The sequence below is a fragment of the Trichlorobacter sp. genome (assembly GCF_030247655.1).
Lineage (GTDB): Bacteria > Desulfobacterota > Desulfuromonadia > Geobacterales > Pseudopelobacteraceae > Trichlorobacter.
Map to the genome: position 1 here is coordinate 1 of NZ_JAOTRZ010000272.1, position 3,475 is coordinate 3,475.

General features: G+C 53.3%; 4 protein-coding genes. All 4 read left to right on the top strand.

Translation table 11 applies throughout. From position 1 onward, the window contains the following. On the top strand, nt 1–920 hold a 920-nt coding region (locus OEL57_RS15420; protein WP_300741684.1), incomplete at its 5' end, for a YifB family Mg chelatase-like AAA ATPase. Between the two features lie 213 nt (nt 921–1,133). Beyond that, nucleotides 1,134–2,312, top strand: a complete 1,179-nt coding sequence (locus OEL57_RS15425; RefSeq protein ID WP_300741685.1) for a tyrosine-type recombinase/integrase — start codon at nt 1,134–1,136, stop codon at nt 2,310–2,312. Continuing rightward, a complete protein-coding gene (locus tag OEL57_RS15430) occupies nt 2,312–2,695 on the top strand; it encodes a helix-turn-helix domain-containing protein (RefSeq protein ID WP_300741687.1) in 384 nt (127 codons plus the stop codon). The genes OEL57_RS15425 and OEL57_RS15430 overlap by 1 nt, the downstream gene beginning before the upstream one ends. 533 nt (nt 2,696–3,228) lie before the next feature. Then, nucleotides 3,229–3,475, top strand: a 247-nt coding sequence (locus tag OEL57_RS15435) for a hypothetical protein (RefSeq protein ID WP_300741689.1), incomplete at its 3' end; no start/stop codon positions are given.

Consider the following 3,475-nt stretch of genomic DNA (forward strand, 5'->3'; position numbering starts at 1 on the left):
GTGTTGAGGTTGATATTGCCCAGGGCTGGCCTCAGTTTTCAACCGTTGGCCTACCGGATGGGGCGGTTAAAGAAAGCAAGGATCGGGTCAAGGCAGCTTTAAAAAACAGCGGATACGATTTTCCACCACGTAGAATCACCGCAAACCTGGCACCGGCAGATCTGAAAAAAGAGGGATCTGCCTTTGATCTACCGATCTCCATCGGCATCTTGGCTGCCACCGGCACCATCACCGGCGATCGCTTACAGCGCTATATTCTGCTGGGTGAGCTCTCTCTTGATGGCAGCCTGAAACCGGTGCGGGGTGCCCTGCCGGTGGCGGTTGCTGCTCGACAGGCCGGGCTTTCCGGGCTGATTCTACCTGTAGAGAATGCTGCCGAGGCCGCTGTTGTTGAAGGGATTGAGGTACTGCCAGCTGCCACCCTGGCCGATGTGGTCCAGTTTCTGCGGGGTGAACTTGAGATCTCCCCCAAGCAGATTGATCTGCATCAACTTTTTCAACAGCAAGAGGAGCATGGTGAAGATTTTTGTGAAGTGCGGGGCCAGGACCATGCCAAACGGGCCATTGAGGTCTCCGCAGCAGGTGGGCACAATCTGCTGATGATCGGTCCGCCAGGTTCAGGCAAGACCATGCTGGCCCGCCGGATTCCCTCCATTCTGCCTCCCCTTGGATTTGATGAGGCCATTGAAACCACCGCCGTATTCAGTGTCAGCGGTCTGCTGGAATCCGGCCATGCCCTGGTCACCAGTCGACCATTTCGTGCCCCGCACCATACTATTTCAGACGTTGGTTTGATTGGTGGTGGCTCATCACCCCGCCCCGGAGAGGTCAGTTTGGCAAACCACGGACTGCTTTTCCTGGACGAGCTCCCAACCCTCCAATATTACCCTTCTTATTCCAATATTAACACTCACAACTAGCTGAATTTACACACACAAGCTCGCCCCAAACACAACCTCTTAGGTTGCTTACAACCATTCAGGTTGCGTGCTGCTCAGACGTCTTGATTATGATCATAATATGTAACATGCCGATATTTATAATCTTTTTTTAAAGAGACCCCTTGCCATTAGCCCAACTGTCCCTTATATTGATATTACCTTGATCATTCAGACAGCACTCGGAGAATAACCATGAACACTGCAGATAAAATAGTCAGCTTCGACACTATGCGCGGCCTATACGAGCAAAAACACGGTCTGTTGCCATCAAACTCATCGTCAGCCTTACAGATTGTATCCGAAGCGTCCACAATACCTCAAGATAGTGCGCATCAGCTCCAGACCTACCTGCTGAATGCCTGGAAGGCTAACCGTCAATCGCGTAGACACTCTGAGAAATCGATCTCCCAAGCAGAGGCTATAGTCATGGATCTGTGCAGCCATGCCAACACATCACTTCATCTTCTGAATGAACTACACTTTGAACTATGGTGCGCCCACCTTGGCATTGACCGTGGGCTTGCACCGGCCTGCCAGCGCAAATATCAGTCAACAATCAGGTCATTGTTCAAGTATCTCACTGGTACCGACGTCATTGTCAACTATGTCAAACAGCAGGCCAAGGTCACCCTGCGCCAGTTCTGCACCGAAGATAACTGCATCCCTCATGTGCTTGACCGCGAACTGGCCACTGAGCGTCGGGCTATGACCCACGATGAGCTTGATCTTCTTTTCGACTCCATTGATAGAGCAATCCTTGAAGCCAAAAATTTTCGCACAAAATCGTTTTATCCGCTTTTACGAACCAAATTTGCCATCTACCTGGCGTACCTGACCGGTTTGCGTGCCGACACCGTGGTTAGCCTTACTCTAGATTCGTTTGAGCCGAACCCGCTCATTCCGGAGATGGGAAACTACGGAATTGTAAAAGGATTTACCAAAGGCAGCAGGGGCAGCGGCCCCAAGCCGTTCAGGATTCCGCTCTGCGACCCCGACTTCGTCAAACTGATGGAGTTCTATCTGAAGGAAGTACGACCAAAGTTGACAAGTCCAAAGCATCCCAATCAACGAGCTCTGTTGCTTTCGGAGCGTGGAAGTAAGCTCTCCTACCAATCATTCTATGACATGTTCGGCAAGGCTCTGGCATTTGCGAATTTGGACGGCAGCGGCCTCTGTCCTCACTCACTGAGACATTCATCGGTCAGCCATAAGCTTCTTTTGTTCTCTTTGGAGACTGTCCGGAAACTGCATAACCATTCCTATGCATCCACCACACAGATCTATTCACACATCGGGGAAGAGACCACCATGGAGGAGCTGCGCAGCCTGCTGATCGCACTGTGCAATGTCGACCAGGAGGTATCTGAGTAATGGCAACCGTCATACTGACCTGGCGTATCAAGGAACTGATGAACGCACGCGGAATAATGTCCGCCAGCGAGCTGCAGCGCCGCCTTGCCGCAGTAGGCCACACGATCACACCGGTGCACGCCATGCGACTGGTTGCAACAGGTGCTCGGCGACTGGACCTTGAGCTTTTATCAGCACTGCTGACGGTACTTTCGTGCAGTCCCAACGACCTGCTGTTGCCGGCAGATCAGCTGCCTGATTCTATCACGGCGACGCCCCGGCAGCACCAAGATGGCGCGTTACGCCCTGATCCAGAATCACCTACGCCTATCGACGATCCGTACGCAGACAAACGCAGCCTGCTGGGCCCACGGCTCCGCACTTTCCCCAAGAGGCTCGGCTAATGGGACGGCCTGGACTAATTGCCTGCTCAAGCTGTGGTAAGCGCTATACACCGCACGACGGAGACCTGGGGCGCTGCCGCAGTTGCCGCACCATTGACCGAAACTGCCTGCGCTGTGGCAAGCCAGTGCCTCGAGCAGCATTGACGCTACCAGGGGGTGTGGCGTGCCCATCATGTGCCCGATACTACAAAGAGCCACGTCCTTGTTCGATCTGCGGAACCTTAAGCGTTCGCCTTACACGTGATTTTCGTTTGGGCATTACTGAACCTGCATGTCCTAAGTGCCTGAGAAAGGACCATGAGACCTGTGCAGGCTGCGGAAAACACCGACTAGTTGCTGGCCGGAACGAACACGGAAGGCCTCTCTGCCAAGCATGTCTGTCTGGTGAGCCATTTCTCTGCCCTATCTGCGGCAAGCATGGTCGCCGACATAGCGCCAAACAGTGTGAAACCTGCTACTGGTCATCCCGCCTCTATAAAAATGCGCAAGTAGATTGTGAGGCACTCAAAAATGACTGGGGGCGGGAGTGGTACATGCTACACCTAAAGCGGATTGAGCATGAGCTCGGCCCAAAGACAGCCAACTTGCGCGCTGGTCGACACCTATTTTTTTTTACTGAGCTAGAACGCCTTTCAAGCTGTCCTGATAACCTGACCGCCGATGAATTAGCTAAGGCGTTCGGCGCCGAAGGGCTTCGCCGTTACGCGGCGCCCTACGGATCACTGATTCAAGCGGGATTGTTGCCTGAGGTCCCCACAGAGATACTTGAAGAGATCTGTC